Source organism: Ochrobactrum sp. EDr1-4 (assembly GCF_049199085.1).
Taxonomy (GTDB): Bacteria; Pseudomonadota; Alphaproteobacteria; order Rhizobiales; family Rhizobiaceae; genus Brucella.
In genome coordinates, this window is record NZ_JBLZOF010000009.1 from 28,914 (window position 1) to 44,354 (window position 15,441).

The window sequence follows — 15,441 nt, forward strand, 5'->3', positions numbered from 1 at the left end:
CAAATGCTGTCGCAGAATGGAACGCCGTAGCGCATCAGCTCGCTTAAAAAGTGCCCATACACTTCAACACTCGCCTGCACTAAAAGCAAAGTGACAGCACCGTCATTGTGTCGGAATGGTCTGTCTTTTTTGAGCTAGTTTGGAAACTGTCGATAGCATTCTTCTGCGATCTGCTGTAGTCGGTCCCGGGATATCTCGCCACTTACAGCGTAGCCAAGCTCACCATCGATCCAATAGAAGGTTTCAACACCATCATTGGAGGCGAAGCGGAAGCTCGTGTCGCGGTTTTCAGGGTTCCGACCAACGATCACTGAAAGGCGCTTTCCAGCTCTATCTTCATACATGAAAAAGGCGCCAGGTTTGCTGTCGACTGGCAACAGACGACCACCAACCAACTGAAAGCCAAACGTGCTTAGGTCGGGGATTTTAAGGTCAGGTATATTAAGCCGCTTTCCAAGCCATGTTGCCAAATGAGTTTCTTCCTCCGAGAAGACTTCAACCGGATGGCGCACTTCGCTTGCATAAATCAGGTAGGCGGCCTGTGCCTGCTGAGGCAATGCTTCGATCCTGGCTATCTGCTGAGGCTGGCCATAAATGCGGGAACCGGCGAAGCCGCCGATGCCGCCGATCGCCAGTGCAGCGAGAACGGACGCCGCAACAGCCCAGCGATAGTGCCGTTCATTTTGTCTGGTTCGCGCACGGATCAGGTTTGCATCACTGCTTTTCTCATGCGCATAGCCGGAGAAGAGCTGTCTGACACCCTCATTCTGCTTACGCCATTCGTCGACGATTGCTGCCTGTTCAGGGTCGTTCTCGAGGATCGCTGCAATACGTGCGCTTTCTTCACTGGAGAGTTGACCATCCACAAAGCCGTGCAGTTCCAGTGTTGTTATCGGAGAATTACGTTTTGTCACAGTTTTCTCCGAAGCGTTACGACATTTGAGTCGTTCATGTGGTTGGCGAGCCGTTGCCGCGCGCGTGACAGACGCGACATTACAGTTCCTACGGGAATATCAAGTATAGTTGCCGCTTCGCCATAACTATATCCTTCGATGACAATCAGCATCAGGACGGAGCGATTGCCCTCGGGTAGACTGTTGATGGCTTCCTCAAGCTGCTGCAACTGAAAAGGATCGCCTTCCGTTGAAGGGGAACTGATGTTCTCAGCAGCATCCAGCGTTTCGTGTCGGGTACGCGCTTTGCTTTTATAACTGTTGCGATAAAGATTGGTCATCATCGTGAGTATCCACCCACGCAGATTAAGACCTCGCCACTGGCCGCGCCGGGACAGCGCTTTTATAACGCAATCCTGCAAAAGATCCTCGCCTTCGGCATCGGACCTTGCAAGACTGCGCGAATAGCGCCGCATGATCGGCAGAAGAGCCAGAAGCTGGCCCTCGAAAGTGTCGGGAGCAGGACGGTTCACTTCGGCCTCATGGTTTTGCGACGTGCCAGACTCCATTAACGCCGTCTCCAGTCGCGTCGCCTGCCTTTCTGTCCTTCACCCAGTAGTAAAGCGGCATTCCGTCTTTTGCCCATTGCTCGCTGCCATCCTTGCGCTTTATCAGTAAATAAGCGCCAGAAGCCTTGTCACCCTTTGCTGCTATAAAAGGCGGCCAGTTTGTGGCACAAGTATCATAGCAATTGGACATGCCCTTGCTATCCTTGTCGAAAGTGTAGAGAGTCATACCCTCAGCACCAGCCAAAACCTGACCTTTGGATGTTTCCATCTTTTTGACCATTGGTGCGGCGCGTAATGGTGTTGTGGATAATGCTGCAAGAGCCAAAAGAGAGATAAACGTTGTGGTTTTCATGGCTTGCCTCAAACGGGTTCCAATCGCGACATGCGATATGACGTAAGACAATCGAAACGTCCGTTTTATTCCCATAGCAAATAATATTGGCACTGTTACTTTCACAATAATATAGACGTGGCTCACTTTTCGATGCGATGCTGTCACGTTTTTTTGGTGTAGGGATGTGTTGAAGCATACAAGCGATTTTAACGACCTGATGCGTTAAAGCGCTTTATTCACTATAGCTGTTTTTGCATACGCTCTGATCATTCATGCTGAAGGTTTGAGACTATCCTGAACAAAATGGCGTGGGATGGGTGAAAAGATTGATGCAAAATGTTGAACTGAACCAATCGATCAAAAGCTTTGTAGAGTTCGCTCTCGATTACCGAGCGGCAAATGCGAATTCTCAGTTCGATTGTTCAATCCTTTGTGTCAGCGATGAATCGACGTCTGGCAGCGCCACAACATCGGAGCTTACCGGTGACGAAACGTTTGGTGCACAACCTTGTTGCTCCGAAAACGAAGCAGCAAACGCTTTGATGCCTGAGTGTTGTGACTGGATTGAACAATCTCATCGAGCACATATCCGTTCCGATCAACCGCGCGCCACAGCAACCATTTCTTGCCATCGACCCTAACAACGACTTCATCGAGATGCCCGACATCACCAGGAGAGGATGGCTTGCGACGCAATTGCGCAGTGAGCAAAAAGCCATGCGACCGGCGCCATACACGGATGCTTCGTAACAATCCATAACGCCACGCTCGAACATCATCGCTTCAACTTCACGCAGGCTGAGATTGAAGCGTGAATGCGGCCAGGCCCTACCCGCTACGACCAAGACCGGAGGCGTCGATTTTTATAGGTTTGAACTTATTTTGCTCTTCCCCGCTGAGTAGAGCAATCACGTAGGCGAATAATTAGGGTGACCATAATTTCATCAGATGATGTGCAGATAGCAAGGTGTCTTCTCAGCTGCAACTGCATACACAAATAAGCAACAATTCAACGCACTAACGGCATAAATGTTTCCAGAGTTAAGCCGCGCTCCGTTCAGATTGATCATTTGCAATGCGACGACTTTTTCAGCACTTAAACGGTGTGTCTTTGTGCACTCTGTGGTTAGTGAAGAACGCAGCGAAATCCCTGTTGTGATATGAAAACCGAAGTGCCGGTTTTAATGGCATCGCTACACTGCTGAAACACGCAAGGGAGTTAATACCATCGCATGGCGTCTTTATACACGGTTACGTGATTTGCCTGCCTACCAACTAGTTGATAGGCTCGATTGTGACACAGCCGACGCCTCTGTCACAATCGACATTGAACCGCGGACTGGCATTGAAGCTGGCTTTGTAAGTGAGACGGAAATCAGATGCCAACACGAGAAAAAATCCTACACCTTACTAACGAGCTGATTCAGACGAAAGGATACAATGGATTTAGTTATGCCGACATTTCAAAAGAGATAGGTTTTAATAAAGCAAGCATACATTATCATTTCAAAAGCAAATCTGTATTGGGAATAGCTTATTGCAGTTACAAGAAACAGGCATTTCAGGAGTTAGAACAACTAATCATCAAGGAGAAAAACGGGCTAGAACGACTAAAATTGTATATAAATGCATTTAAATTATGTGCGTTGAAGGGTCAGACTTGTGGCGCTTTTTCGATGATTATAAATAAACCTTCATTTGATGGAGAACTACAGGACGCTGTTTCTAAATTGGCGGAACTGGAACTCAAAATAATTTCAGATATTTTGCATTACGGAATTGAATCTGGTGACATTAAAGCAAATGGGATTTCCATCGGAAATTTAGCAATTATAGTCAATTCAGCAGTAAAAGGAGCCTTAACATTAAACAACATACCAAATAGCGATGCTTTCGATAAAGTATCCGATGCACTTATAATATTATTGAAGAAATAAATATATTTTTTACGGGAGAAGCTAATGAATCTACTGGAAAGGTTTAATAAATCTGATTATGATATATATTTACTTAGAGTAAGTATAGTAGTTATATTTTTCTTATTTGGAAATTATAAATGGTTCAATTTTGAAATTAATGGATTAAAATCGATAATAGAACCTACGTGGTTGAATATTTTATATCAATTGTTTGGGTTTAGTGGTGGAAGCTATTTTTTAGGTGTCATAGAGGTCGCTACTGCTGTATTTTTGGTTCTGGCTATATTTCGACCAGGTATTGGTATATTAGCTGATGTTATTGTAATATTAACGGGCTTAACGACCTTAAGTTTACTTCCGCAACTTGGAAAAATTGATAGCTTTATCATAAAGGATGTTTTTCTTGTCGGCGGAGGGGCTGTTTTACTGAAATATGATCTCAAAAGGATGTCTGCAACAAACAACAAAATCCGAACCATGAACAATTAAAAATTTATTAGAACTATAAATTAACATGATTATATTTTATTGAAAGAAACTATAATGATTAAAACAACACTTTTTGCTGCTGCAATTATATTCGGAGGCACGGCTTTTTCGTATGCTGAAAATCCTTATACGGGCTTCCCGGCTTCGGAAGTTTTGCAGTATAAAGCGTTCCGCATGAACGGTCCAAATTTTCTACTAAAGTCCTTTAAACATGACGCATCTCATGCAAAGGTTCGGAAGAAACCGTCAATGATGCTTACATATCGTGACGGCTCCGCGCATCGTTTTGGTGATGCATCGCCGTCCAGTTATACTGACTTTGGTCGATAAGCGGGCCGCAAAACAACACAGGGAAGTCAGGTCATTACTTGACTTCCATTATAAGAGGAGCGCCTCCCCCTCGCACTTCAACGTATAATTTCAACATACTTCTATAATACTTCTTTAGCAGATGGATAATATTGTCATGAAAAAAGATATTTTACAAAAAAATATACAAATTAATTGTAAATACGAAGAGTTTTCAAATGTGATACTTAGTATTTTTCTTACTTACTTAACATTTCCGGGGTTTTTCATCGGATACGCCATTATTACAGAAATATCTATGTTGTTCACACATTTATAAAGTATTTATTTATATTTTTAGAAACCCGTAGTTGGAAAATAGATTTACTCGTGAAATGTTCATAAATATATAAAGTTGTAAATTATTGATATAAGTTAAGATAATTATATTTCTACGAAACTAATATTTAAAGTTATTATAAAATTATTTTATTTAAGATAAAACTAGGATTAATTTAAAATTCCAAACATTACAAAATTACATAAGGATTGTAAAATGTTTAAAACTTATCTATTTGCTAGTCTTCTGATCTTTTCTGGTGCCAGTGTTTCTCATGCGGATAAATTTGTAACCACTCCTAAACCCCCATATTATGCTGTGATCTTCTCAATTCAAATGTCTGACAAAGATACCGGGGCTTTCCGTATCGCAGAAAAACGAATGCTGGAAATTGCGAGTCAAAATCCTGGTTTTGTCGGGGCAGAAGGACTGGCAGACAACGAGGGTTTTTCTCTTTTTATTGCCTACTGGAAAGACCTTGAATCGATGAAAGCATTTAAATTAGATAAAGAACATATGGTTGCTCGGGAAAAAGGTAGAACAGTTTGGTTTAAAAAGCACGTGATCAGAGTGGCCAAAATTATAAAGGAATACGGCGGTGAAACTTAGGAGTTTAAATTATCGCAAGGTTGTTTGAGGTTGGTGTTTCGGGGTTGATTAGGCATGAAATTACCGAGTATCTTTCCTCACTTTAAAGGGTTTTGCTTTTCGCGTGAGTTTGTCACTTATTCCGTATGGGCATCTCACCGGTTTGTGCTCAGCATAGCCAATGTGGAAGATCGGCTATGTTGAGCGTGGCGAGATCGTGAGCCGGGAAGCCGTTCACCCCTGAAGTCATCGCTCTTGCCCTGATTTTGCACATTGCTGTCGAGTTTTGTCTCACTTTGAGCCACGTTTCCATTTCGGATTAACCCACACAATTACGGAATTAGACAAAGGTTTCGGTAGGATACAAGTGCTGGGCCTGGTCAGCAACAAAAACAACCAGGTCCAATTCAGGCTGAATTTCACAAACAAGCGTTAGAAAGGTTCGCTAATCCAATCTTCAAATGCATTCCGTACCCTAATCATAAATACGTCTCCGATCCGTTCAACTTGATAAATAATCAGATGAGTATTAAACGGATGAATACGAACAGGTGGAGAGATTTCTTCTCGTTCGCGTGCCATTTATGGATTTTTGGCAATCAGGTCCAACGTGTTAAACGAGTCCGAATGATATCGTTTGGCCTGTATAGGCCCGACCATTGCTATGCCGAGCGCATCAATAGCAATGATGTCTTCTTCCGCCTGAAGCGAGAGAGCTAATTCCTTCAGTTGCGTTTCAGAGATTATTCGGCGTTAGCAATTGCCATAGCAAAGAGATCATCCCGCGAACGAGTTCCCTTTCCACTTTGTAGGCCCTCATCGACACATTGCTGCATTGTTGCGATCTTATCCTTATCCCCACGCATCTGATCCTTATGGATCAAGTCGCGAACATAGTCACTCGCGTTCGAATAGCGTCCTGTTTTGGCCTGAGCCTCAACCCATTCTTTCATAGGGTGAGGGAGCGATACATTCATCGTTGCCATCAAACTCTCCTGTCTGTGCAAGCCATATTCACAGCTTGGCAAAGTTTGTCAATTTGACATCAGCTCTCCCCCTTGCGTTGTGCGCAACCCAATCGATGCCGATCACCAGTCAAGATCCTTAGTTCTACTTCTCTCGGCACCAATAAAGACTTATCTTGAAAGGTACAGAACCTGATCAGCAAACAATAAGGAGATTGGAGCCGACACAGTGTGGATCACGCGTTTACTGATCCAATTTAGGATTCCGACGGCCTAATTTATTATCCTCTAATAACTAGATCCCATCGAAGATTTTTTCCAACTCAGAATAAATAAAAACATTTCCCGCAATAACGGGATTTCCTGTCCTCAAACCGCCATTCGCGAGAAAATCATTAGTGTTAAGCCCGGCTGCACGAACCACAGCGATCGCGCCTAGACAATCCCAGGAATTGATATGGGGCTCAATGTATCCAATGAGACGGCCGCTCGCCACATAACACAGCGTTAAAGCTCCAGAGCCTTCACGGCTGAACATACCCCCTGCCTTGAGGAGACGTTCAAACATTGGCAGAAACTCGTCGGGCGTCACACGAGGGGAATAACCAACACCTACAATACCTTCGCGCACTGATTGCGCTGGATGTCGCTCAACCGGTTTACCATTTAGCGTGGCAGCATGGTTTTCACCACCAGCGAAGAGTTCATTTCTCGCTGGAGCATATACCATCCCAAATTTGAGCTCTCCATCTTTTACAAATGCGATGGACACACACCAACTCGACATGCCGGAGATAAATGGTTGCGTTCCATCAATCGGATCAACAACCCAAATACCCTGGCCAGGTTCAAAGTCAGTGATACCCGTTTCCTCTCCCAGAAATGCATCTTGAGGAAAAGAGGCAGCAAGTCTTTGTTTGATGAGAAGTTCTGTCTGTAGATCGGCTTCGCTTGCCATATCCTGAAGACCCTTGCTCTGAATAGTCAATGCTTGCCGATTGTTAAAAAATTGATTTGCAAGATCGCCTGCTTCACGAATCAGAGCGAGCGAAAAGTCAAAACGTTCATCAATTGCATGGGATTCAGTCACGATAGTCCTCCCTTATTTTAAAAGCACGCCAACGGCAGATTCTTTCAAGCGCTCCAGAGCCAGGCAGCTCCGCGTACACCGCTGGAGTCGCCATGAACAGCCCTGCAAATCGGGGTTTGAAACACAGTCGAGAAAGTTCGCTCGGCAAGCGCCACAGGCAAATCCTCGTATAGCTCGTCGACATTCGACATACCCCCGCCCATAACAAGAATGTCCGGATCGAGTGTGTTGACGACAGTTGCAAGTCCACGTGCCACTCTGTCTATATAACGTGTCCACAACAGACCGCTCAATCGATCACCGGATCGCTTGCGTTCTATGATTTCTCGGGCTTTCAATTCCTCTTGAGTGTGGCGGAAATATTCCGCTTCAAATGCGCGACCAGAAACCCATGTCTCCATGCAACCGTGGCGACCGCAATAGCATGGTTGACCTGGCAACTCCGTTACATCAGGAAACGGCAGCGGATTATGTCCCCACTCGCCACCGCTATTATTGGGTCCATGATGTGCTTTTCCTCCAATCGCAATACCTGCGCCAGCTCCAGATCCCAGAATGACGGCAAATACCACGTTGTAACCAGCTCCCGCCCCATCCATAGCTTCAGAGGCTGCAAAGCAATCTGCATCATTTTCAACCCTGAGGTCACGCTTGAGACATTCCTGAAGATCTTTCTCTACCGGACGTCCGAGTAACCAAGTAGAGCTGGCACCCTTACCCACACGACTGACCGGCTCAAGCGAACCAGGAATACCGATACCCACGGACCCAGTTCGTCCCGTTTTCTTTTCCAGTGCGGTAATCATATCATTGATAACACTGATACAACCAAAATAGTCGTGGCGTGGCGTATCAGCACGCAAACGCAAAAGCTCCCGACCATCTCGTTCCATGGCAACACCTTCAATTTTAGTGCCACCCCAATCAATCCCAATAAGCATGCTCCTCCCTTCCGGCACATGGATAGCCAACTGCCGCTCGTATTCACTCATTTTAAATTGCCGGCTAACTAAAGAGAATATCCCTGTCACGGGCATATTCTGCAAGAAGTGGGAGGCTCGCCGCACCCATAACACGAGCATCGCTGCCAATATTTCCTTCAACTATTTCGACAGGCGCAACCCCCTGAACTTCCATTTTGGCAACTTTCTCGCGTGTCCGGCGCACCAGATCGGCACGTACGTGTGGTGGAAACCCACCGTCGATCACTACATTATGAAAGTCGATCACCGAAATTGCTGAAGCGATCACAAAAGCCAGGCTGTCGGAAGCCTGTTCCGTCCAGCGATCCAACACGGTACCTAAATGGCTCCAGTCGTCGGATTTATGCCAGATCACGCTAGGATCACCGCCCTCCGCCACGATCATGCGCTCAAGAAGATAAATGGACGCGCATTGAATGAGACGTTTGGGCGCTTCGCCTAAAACAGGTGAAGGTACGGGCGCAGAACCAATAGAGCCAGCATAGCCACGGCGCCCCGGGTACAAAGCGCCATCAAGCACTACCCCACCACCAACCAGGGTGGCGAAAAACACATAAAGGAAGTCCTGATATTTCCGCCCAATGCCAAAAGCCATCTCGGCTGCGCAAGCAGCAGTGGCATCATTATAAGAATGAACAGGCATAGAAAAGACCTGCTCAATATGTGCTTTGAGATCAAAAGCCTTCCAAGCATCGACGACAGTATGCGGTGCGCCGACTTCTTCTTCCCAGCTCCACATCTCAGATGGCATCGCAATCCCGATCCCTCTTACCCGCCCCAGCTGAATCCGGGTCAGATTATCAATAATCTCATTGATGCCTTTGTTAACAAACTCTACCAGCACAGCCGGTGTAGGGTATGCAAAATTAAGGCTGATCAGACGGCGCACTTGCCCCGCCATATCCATCAGCAAAAGCTCAGCCGTCCGGCGTCCTACTTTCACTCCAATCGAGAAGGCACCCTCTGGATTAAGCGACATCGGCACGGAAGGTTGCCCCACTTTGCCCCGTTGAGGCTCACCACGCAAAAGCAAACCATCATTTTCCAGCTGACCCATAATCACTGAACTCGCCTGCGCTGAGAGCCCAGTCATGCGAGATACTTCGCCTTTTGATAAGGGGCCATGCGAGCGGATGAGCGACAAAACCAGCCGTTCGTTATAAAGTTTCATACCGGTTTGATTTGTACCACGGCTCGGATCACTCAAGCTTGGCTGAAACTCTTCAAGTCCACCCATCTTAAACAAAGTCACCTCCCCGATTCAAATATCCGCTCTATTCTTTAACCGTAAACTGGACAAGCTGGTGCATGAACTTTTTCAATTCCAGACATGCCATGGCGATTACTCTCATATCGTACGAATGTTGATGTTCATGATTAAAAACTTTCTTCGACACGTCAATATATAAATCATACCGAATGAGATATTTAACCATAAAATCTCTATATACCGCGTAATTCGGCCGATTTATGCGTAAATATCTTTTTATTAAATCATCCGGTATTATATATTGACACTGATGCAGATAGCTGATTGCATCCGAAAGCCAGCACTGCGGAAGAGGAACTGTCAGTCTGGAGGCACTTGTTCAAATCCGGATTACGCCGGTAATGGGAGGAATGATGCGCAAATATCTGACACTTATGCTTTCAACAATCGCTGTCTCTGCCGTTTCATTTGGGAGTGCCCGAGCGGTTGAAACGAGCGTCTGTTTGGTAACGAAAACAGAAAACAATCCATTCTTTGTAAAGATGAAGGAAGGCGCCACCGCAAAGGCTACAGAACTGGGTATGAAACTGCTCAGCTATGCAGGTAAAGCGGAAGGAGATGTCGACACACAGATTTCAGCGATTGAGTCCTGTATTGCGGCCGGAGCGAAAGGCATCCTCTTGGTGCCAAATGACTCAAGTGCACTTGTACCTGTCGTTAAGCAAGCGCGAGATCAGGGTATACTGGTCGTCGCACTCGACACACCACTGGCGCCAGCCGATGCTGCCGATGCAACCTTTGCTACCGACAATTTTAAAGCGGGTGTTCTGATCGGCGAATGGGCAAAAGGCCGTATGGGAGAGAAAGCCCGCGACGCGAAAATTGCTCTTCTCAATCTAAATGCCCAGCAAATTACAGTCGATTACATGCGCAACCAGGGCTTCATGTCCGGGTTTGGTATTGACATCAAAGACAAGACCAAAATTGGAGATGAAGACGACAGCCGAATTGTTGGAAATGAAGCCAGCAACTCAAATGAAGAAGGCGGGCGCACTGCGATGGAGAGCCTGCTGCAAGTGAATCCGGAGATAAATCTAGTCTATACCATCAACGAACCTGCGGCAGCTGGCGCGTATGAAGCGATTAAAGCTGCTGGACTTGAAGACCAGATCACCATTGTATCCATTGATGGTGGTTGCCCCGGCGTCAATAATGTCAAACAGGGCATTATCGGAGCGACGTCAATGCAGTTCCCATTGCAGATGGCTACAATGGGCGTAGAAGCTATCAAGACATTCGTAGATAGCGGTAAGAAGCCACAGGCTTCGGATGGACTTGATTTCGTCGACACTGGAACCGAACTTGTTACAGACGATCCGGTAGACGGTACAAAATCCATGACATCGGAAGAAGCCCTCAAAAAATGCTGGGGTTAGCCAGAAATTTTGAAAAAACCTGACGAGAGATGCGGATGGCTCCTCAGAAACCATCCGCGATCGCCGAGGCCATGAACGGAAGGTTGTCATGTCAAACGCCCAGCCATCGCAGGAAGTCCTGCCTAAAGTTACGAGCAACCCACCGGCCCATGCGCAGTTTGAAACATCTGACGCCGGATTTCTCGTCCGTATCCAGCGCTTCTTTCATAGTTATCCCACCGCAGTTCCACTGGTTGTACTCATCCTCTCACTAATTGGTTTCGGCATTGTAGCTGGGGACCGGTTCTTCTCCGCCTACAACATGTCGCTGATTGTGCAGCAGGTTTCTATCATCGGAATTCTCGCCGCAGCCCAAAGCCTGATTATTTTAACAGCCGGCATCGATTTATCTGTTGCAGCTATTATGGTTCTTAGTTCGGTTATTGCAGGAAATCTTGCTGTTAAGCTTGGGGTTCCAGTCGGCTTCGCACTTATGATCGCCTTTTTGTGCGGAACTGCAATTGGTCTCTTCAACGGGTTTCTTATTACCAAGGTCAAGTTGCCGCCTTTCATTGCCACTTTGGGCACATGGAATATCTTTTATGCACTCAACCTGTATTTGTCCGGCGCCCAGTCGATCAGGGGAACTGAGATTGATGCTACAGCGCCAGCGCTGAAGTTCTTCGGCAATACTATTTCAGTTCTGGGGGCACAAATCAGCTACGGTTCTCTTTTGCTGATCGCTGTGTTCGCAATCCTTTGGTACGCACTTTCGCGGACGTCTTGGGGAAGGCATGTCTACGCAGTGGGCGATGACCCGGAAGCTGCCAAGCTCGCTGGTATTCGCACTGATCGTGTACTGATCTCGGTTTACGCTGTTGCAGGCTTCATCTGTGCTCTTGCCGGCTGGTCAGCGATCGGGCGCGTGGGATCTGTGTCTCCGACCAGTTTCTTTGAGGGAAATCTGCAGTCGATTACCGCCGTAGTAATTGGTGGAATATCGCTGTTTGGTGGCCGTGGCTCTATTCTTGGTCCACTAATCGGCGCCCTCATTGTTGGCGTTTTCCAGTCTGGCTTACGCATCGCTGGCGTCGATGTGCTTTGGCAACTATTCGCCATCGGCTGGCTTATCCTCCTTGCCGTGGCTGTAGACCAGTGGATCAGAAAGGTATCAGCATGACCGTCACTCCAGTATTACAGGCAAAAGGCCTCTCCAAAAAATATGGACGTGTTGTAGCTATAGACGGCGCGGACTTTGAACTAATGCCGGGCGAAATTCTGGCAGTGATTGGTGATAATGGAGCCGGCAAGTCGAGTTTGATACGCGCCCTTTCGGGAGCCCTAAAACCCGATAGTGGCGAAATCCTTTTAGACGGCAAACCGATCAATTTCTCATCGCCAATCGAGGCGCGGCATGCAGGAATTGAAACTGTCTACCAGACACTCGCTCTGTCACCAGCCCTATCGATCAGCGATAATATGTTCCTTGGCCGCGAAATCCACAGTAAGGGCTTCTTGGGTAAGTTTTTTCGACAGCTCGACCGCCAAGCGATGGATCGCGTAGCACGTGAAAAGCTTAACGAACTTGGCTTGATGACAATTCAGAACATTGCTCAGCCAGTGGAAACACTTTCCGGTGGTCAACGTCAGGGTATCGCCGTAGCACGCGCCGCAGCCTTCGGGTCAAAAGTCATCATTATGGATGAGCCAACAGCTGCGCTTGGGGTCAAAGAATCCCAAAAAGTGCTTGATCTGATAAAAGCGGTGCGCGCTCGTGGCGTTCCAATTGTGCTCATAAGCCACAACATGCCCCACGTTTTCGAATTGGCGGACCGTATCCATATCCACCGGCTTGGAAAGCGACTAGCCGTAGTGCGCCCAACCGAATGTTCAATGTCAGATGTGGTCGCAATGATGACAGGAGCCCTGCAACCCCCAACGGAAGTGTTACAGACAACGCATTGAACAGCCCATGGACGCGAAAGCCTTTGGGACAGACAGCTTAACTTTGCATGCTTAATAGGTGTACCTTGAAATTTGGCTTTAATACTTTTGCGTTCAGCAGTTTTCCAACATTCTTGCCAACATATTCCCTTAAAGAGACGATCCGCATTTTGGCAAGAATTGGGTATGATGCAGTTGAGATCGGATGCTGCGCGCCACATGCATGGCCAGATCACCTATCCAAAGATGATCGCAGAGAGATCGCAAAGACAGCGAAGGGGGAAAATATTGCCATATCAAGCCTCTTGCCAGCCATTGGTGGGGGGTTCGGCTGCAACCCCTGCTCGATTCTCGCATCTGAACGGGAAGCGACTATCGATCATTACAAGAAAATTATCGATCTCGCACATGATCTTGATGCCGGCATGGTTCTTTACATCGGCGGCTGGCGCGCACAGGGTATGTCGCAGACTGACGGCTGGGCTCACAGTCTAAATTGTCTGCTGCAGGTTGCAGCCTATGCCAATACAGCAGGAATCCAGATTGCAATTGAACCTACCACAGCTGACACCAATCTCATTGACAGTGCTGCTGACGCGCAACGCATGATGAATGAATGCAACGCCCCCAATGTGGGTTTGATGTTTGATACTTGCCATGTTGCATATGAAGGTCAAAGCCTTCCATCCTATGTGACTGCAATGGGTGATAAACTCTTGCATATTCACGCTGCAGATACAGGTCGAACAGCCATCGGGAAAGGCAATATGGATTGGAATATTTTGCTTCAATCGCTTGCGGATCATCGCTACAAGGGTGTGTTTACAGTAGAAACAGGCTTCGGCAATAGAAACATAGACCCCATTGGAGTTGCTCGGTCTAGCCTTTCGTATCTGCGAGAACGACTAAATGGCCTACATGAATGCCGTTAAGGTCAATTTCTAAAAACGCTGAAATAAAACTAATCAAACAATAGGCTCCATGGCAAAAAGCCATCTGAAATCTCTCGAAGGTTTATGAGCCACTGTTAACTGCCATTTGGCGGTAATTTGATTGCCAGTCAAGAATCCAGATGGATTGGAGTGCGGAATACTTGCAATAAATTTACAAAGGACTTCACGCTATTCCCTACATAACAAAAATTAAAATTACCACTTCTGTTGCCTAATAAATTTAATTTTCAGCATTAGATTTAAATTCTCTTATTTAGAGAAAGACAGTAAAAGGAACAAGTAACTATGAAAATTCCCGTTACTAAAAATACAGATTGCAATCTACAATAAACCAGAACAATTGCAAAAATTGCGGAGGGTGCGATCTGCGCAACATCACGATAGGTGTTATAAAGCGGTACCAGTCTCATTCGCTGATGAGGCCGCACCGCACGTAGAAATGCCGCATTGCCGCCGCTGTCCACCGCGCTGATAGCAAGTGCGCCGCCAACCAATAAGGTAACTGACAAAAAAGCGTGTTCCTTACCAATCAGGCCAGCGAATGCGGTGAAGATACCACACATCAAATAGCCATAGAAGAATGTTAGACGCAGACCGTATTTTCGGGAAAGAATTTGCCAAAATGGTGCAAGAATCAGCGTTCCGGTACCCAATGCGATAATCGGGCCCGCAGATGCAGCACCAAAGCCCGCCTTTACAGCAAAGACGGGTGTATAAACCGTATAAACCTGCCACCAGGATGATCTGCTTAAAGCCAGAAACCACGCCAATACCAGCCGGGGCTGAGAAGCAAAAAGCTTCAGGTCCGCGCGACCAGGCATGGCAAGCTTTCTAGTCGATTGAATTTTTTTTGCCGTTGGGATTAAAAAAATCAACAAAACTGGCACAGAAATAGCACAAGCGCCACCGAGCAAAACAGGCAGCCATAAAATATCAGCATAAATCGCCCAGCCACAAATGAGAGGTCCGCCAAGATAGGTAAATCCAGAGAACAACACTCTTCGGGATTCGAAAAATGACAAGTCGCGGCGTGATATGAGTTGCGTCGTATAGATATTGATAGCGCTCTCAAAAAGCGAAAACATAAAAATCTGAAACAATAAGCCGGGGAATAAAAACCATACGCTGTTCGCAAGAAACGAACCTGCAGAGATAACCCCGAATAACGCGGCGAGGACTAACGAGCGCCAAAGTCCTGCTGTAGAAATTAGCTTTGGAAGAAGTAGACTGAAGGCAAGACAAATCACGCTCGTGGAAAGATAAAGCGCGCTGATATAATTGGCGTGACCTAAAAATTTCAAAGCAAGAATAGGAATAGCAGCCACGATAGATGTTCGGGCTAACACCATAATGGCATATATGAACGATAAGCTCCATTGAGGTGATACAGAGATTGAAGAGCTGGTTATAGCACGCCTCCGCACCCTAAAATTAGCGATCTGGTGCTGATTGTCGGTTAGA

Annotated in this window: 18 protein-coding genes and 1 pseudogene; 9 read left to right on the forward strand and 10 right to left on the reverse strand. The window is 46.6% G+C overall.

The window, feature by feature from the left end; all coding sequences use genetic code 11:
- Window positions 1–134: 134 nt before the first annotated feature.
- The 4 genes from ACOZHT_RS20335 to ACOZHT_RS20350 all read right to left on the reverse strand — a co-directional run bounded on the left by ACOZHT_RS20335 (window position 135) and on the right by ACOZHT_RS20350 (window position 2,414).
- On the reverse strand, window positions 135–914 hold the full coding sequence (locus tag ACOZHT_RS20335) for an anti-sigma factor family protein (protein ID WP_421566409.1): 780 nt from the start codon (window positions 912–914) through the stop codon (window positions 135–137).
- Window positions 911–1,462: an RNA polymerase sigma factor gene (locus tag ACOZHT_RS20340; RefSeq protein ID WP_421566410.1), complete on the reverse strand. Its 552-nt coding sequence runs from the start codon at window positions 1,460–1,462 to the stop codon at window positions 911–913. Before ACOZHT_RS20340 ends, ACOZHT_RS20335 begins: the two co-directional genes overlap by 4 nt.
- Window positions 1,434–1,814, reverse strand: coding sequence for a hypothetical protein (locus ACOZHT_RS20345; RefSeq protein WP_421566411.1), 381 nt, complete (start codon window positions 1,812–1,814; stop codon window positions 1,434–1,436). The genes ACOZHT_RS20340 and ACOZHT_RS20345 overlap by 29 nt, the downstream gene beginning before the upstream one ends.
- 459 nt (window positions 1,815–2,273) lie before the next feature.
- Complete coding sequence (locus ACOZHT_RS20350; RefSeq protein ID WP_421566506.1) at window positions 2,274–2,414, reverse strand: hypothetical protein; 141 nt, start codon at window positions 2,412–2,414, stop codon at window positions 2,274–2,276.
- Here ACOZHT_RS20350 and ACOZHT_RS20355 point away from each other — a divergent pair.
- The 5 genes from ACOZHT_RS20355 to ACOZHT_RS20375 all read left to right on the forward strand — a co-directional run bounded on the left by ACOZHT_RS20355 (window position 2,361) and on the right by ACOZHT_RS20375 (window position 5,441).
- Window positions 2,361–2,546, forward strand: coding sequence for a hypothetical protein (locus ACOZHT_RS20355; protein WP_421566510.1), 186 nt, complete (start codon window positions 2,361–2,363; stop codon window positions 2,544–2,546). The genes ACOZHT_RS20350 and ACOZHT_RS20355 overlap by 54 nt on opposite strands.
- Window positions 2,547–3,175: 629 nt before the next feature.
- Complete coding sequence (locus ACOZHT_RS20360) at window positions 3,176–3,733, forward strand: TetR/AcrR family transcriptional regulator (RefSeq protein WP_421566412.1); 558 nt, start codon at window positions 3,176–3,178, stop codon at window positions 3,731–3,733.
- A 24-nt stretch (window positions 3,734–3,757) separates the two neighbouring features.
- The gene (locus ACOZHT_RS20365) at window positions 3,758–4,204 is read left to right on the forward strand and encodes a DUF417 family protein (protein ID WP_421566413.1); all 447 of its coding nucleotides are present in this window, start codon (window positions 3,758–3,760) and stop codon (window positions 4,202–4,204) included.
- Window positions 4,205–4,258: 54 nt separating this feature from the next.
- Complete coding sequence (locus ACOZHT_RS20370) at window positions 4,259–4,534, forward strand: hypothetical protein (RefSeq protein ID WP_421566414.1); 276 nt, start codon at window positions 4,259–4,261, stop codon at window positions 4,532–4,534.
- 514 nt (window positions 4,535–5,048) lie between these two features.
- A complete protein-coding gene (locus ACOZHT_RS20375; RefSeq protein WP_421566415.1) occupies window positions 5,049–5,441 on the forward strand; it encodes an antibiotic biosynthesis monooxygenase family protein in 393 nt (130 codons plus the stop codon).
- Window positions 5,442–5,852: 411 nt separating this feature from the next.
- On the opposite strand, the pseudogene ACOZHT_RS20380 reads toward ACOZHT_RS20375, so the two are convergent.
- From ACOZHT_RS20380 to ACOZHT_RS20400, 5 genes and pseudogenes are all read right to left on the reverse strand, one after another.
- Window positions 5,853–6,149 (reverse strand): annotated as a pseudogene (locus ACOZHT_RS20380) (type II toxin-antitoxin system RelE/ParE family toxin).
- 14 nt (window positions 6,150–6,163) lie between these two features.
- On the reverse strand, window positions 6,164–6,406 hold the full coding sequence (locus ACOZHT_RS20385) for a type II toxin-antitoxin system ParD family antitoxin (RefSeq protein ID WP_421566416.1): 243 nt from the start codon (window positions 6,404–6,406) through the stop codon (window positions 6,164–6,166).
- Between the two features lie 274 nt (window positions 6,407–6,680).
- The gene (locus ACOZHT_RS20390) at window positions 6,681–7,475 is read right to left on the reverse strand and encodes an inositol monophosphatase family protein (RefSeq protein ID WP_421566417.1); all 795 of its coding nucleotides are present in this window, start codon (window positions 7,473–7,475) and stop codon (window positions 6,681–6,683) included.
- Between the two features lie 44 nt (window positions 7,476–7,519).
- Window positions 7,520–8,467, reverse strand: a complete 948-nt coding sequence (locus tag ACOZHT_RS20395) for an ROK family protein (RefSeq protein WP_421566418.1) — start codon at window positions 8,465–8,467, stop codon at window positions 7,520–7,522.
- A gap of 13 nt (window positions 8,468–8,480) precedes the next feature.
- Window positions 8,481–9,695, reverse strand: coding sequence for an ROK family transcriptional regulator (locus tag ACOZHT_RS20400; protein WP_421566507.1), 1,215 nt, complete (start codon window positions 9,693–9,695; stop codon window positions 8,481–8,483).
- A 386-nt stretch (window positions 9,696–10,081) separates the two neighbouring features.
- Here ACOZHT_RS20400 and ACOZHT_RS20405 point away from each other — a divergent pair, with 386 nt between their 5' ends.
- The 4 genes from ACOZHT_RS20405 (at window position 10,082) to ACOZHT_RS20420 (ending at window position 13,959) form a co-directional block, all read left to right on the forward strand.
- Window positions 10,082–11,104 carry a substrate-binding domain-containing protein gene (locus tag ACOZHT_RS20405; protein WP_421566419.1) on the forward strand — a complete coding sequence of 341 codons (1,023 nt, stop codon included), beginning with the start codon at window positions 10,082–10,084 and terminating at the stop codon, window positions 11,102–11,104.
- An 88-nt stretch (window positions 11,105–11,192) separates the two neighbouring features.
- Window positions 11,193–12,263, forward strand: coding sequence for an ABC transporter permease (locus tag ACOZHT_RS20410; RefSeq protein WP_421566420.1), 1,071 nt, complete (start codon window positions 11,193–11,195; stop codon window positions 12,261–12,263).
- Window positions 12,260–13,048, forward strand: a complete 789-nt coding sequence (locus ACOZHT_RS20415) for an ATP-binding cassette domain-containing protein (RefSeq protein WP_339510768.1) — start codon at window positions 12,260–12,262, stop codon at window positions 13,046–13,048. Before ACOZHT_RS20410 ends, ACOZHT_RS20415 begins: the two co-directional genes overlap by 4 nt.
- 65 nt (window positions 13,049–13,113) lie before the next feature.
- The gene (locus tag ACOZHT_RS20420; protein WP_421566421.1) at window positions 13,114–13,959 is read left to right on the forward strand and encodes a sugar phosphate isomerase/epimerase family protein; all 846 of its coding nucleotides are present in this window, start codon (window positions 13,114–13,116) and stop codon (window positions 13,957–13,959) included.
- A gap of 260 nt (window positions 13,960–14,219) precedes the next feature.
- Here ACOZHT_RS20420 and ACOZHT_RS20425 read toward each other — a convergent pair whose 3' ends face one another.
- Window positions 14,220–15,404, reverse strand: a complete 1,185-nt coding sequence (locus ACOZHT_RS20425; RefSeq protein ID WP_421566422.1) for an MFS transporter — start codon at window positions 15,402–15,404, stop codon at window positions 14,220–14,222.
- Window positions 15,405–15,441 lie beyond the last annotated feature (37 nt).